The sequence below is a fragment of the Shewanella sp. T24-MNA-CIBAN-0130 genome, assembly GCF_040310185.1.
Classification (GTDB): Bacteria; Pseudomonadota; Gammaproteobacteria; order Enterobacterales; family Shewanellaceae; genus Shewanella; species Shewanella psychromarinicola.
This window is the reverse complement of record NZ_JBEOPP010000126.1, coordinates 1-709: the sequence shown is the minus strand read 5'-3', so window position 1 is coordinate 709 and position 709 is coordinate 1. Positions and strand designations below refer to the sequence as shown.

The window sequence follows — 709 nt, the reverse complement described above, 5'->3', positions numbered from 1 at the left end:
TTGCCGCGGTTGTCAAAGCGCCAGAGACATCAGCCAGCTCAACTGAAGAGTCAACTGAAGATGATATCGATTCATTATTAGCCGAGTTTGATATGCCGCCAGAGTCAGATGATGTTGCCGCGGTTGTCAAAGCGCCAGAGACATCAGCCAGCTCAACTGAAGAGTCAACTGAAGATGATATCGATTCATTACTAGCCGAGTTTGATATGCCGGCAGAGTCAGATGATGTTGCTGCGGCTGTCAAAGCGCCAGAGACATCAGCCGGCTCAACTGAAAATTCAACTGAAGATGATATCGATTCATTACTAGCCGAGTTTGATATGCCGGCAGAGTCAGATGATGTTGCCGCGGCTGTCAAAGCGCCAGAGACATCAGCCGGCTCAACTGAAAATTCAACTGAAGATGACATCGATTCATTACTAGCTGAGTTTGATATGCCGGCAGAGTCAGATGATGTTGCTGCGGATGTTAACGCGACAGAGACATCAGCAGATTCAACTGAAGAGTCAACTGAAAATTCAACTGAAGATGATATCGATTCATTACTCGCCGATTTTGATATGCCGGCAGAGTCAGACGATGTTGCCGCGGCTGTCAACGCGCCAGAGACATCAGTAGGCTCAACTGAAGAGTCAACTGAAGATGATATCGATTCATTACTCGCCGAGTTTGATATGCCGGCAGAGTCAGATGATGTTGCTGCGGCTGT

Annotated in this window: 1 pseudogene; it reads left to right on the top strand. The window is 47.7% G+C overall.

Annotated features, from left to right (window positions below):
* A pseudogene (locus AAEZ02_RS21740) lies at window positions 1-709 on the top strand (hypothetical protein); the annotation flags it as partial.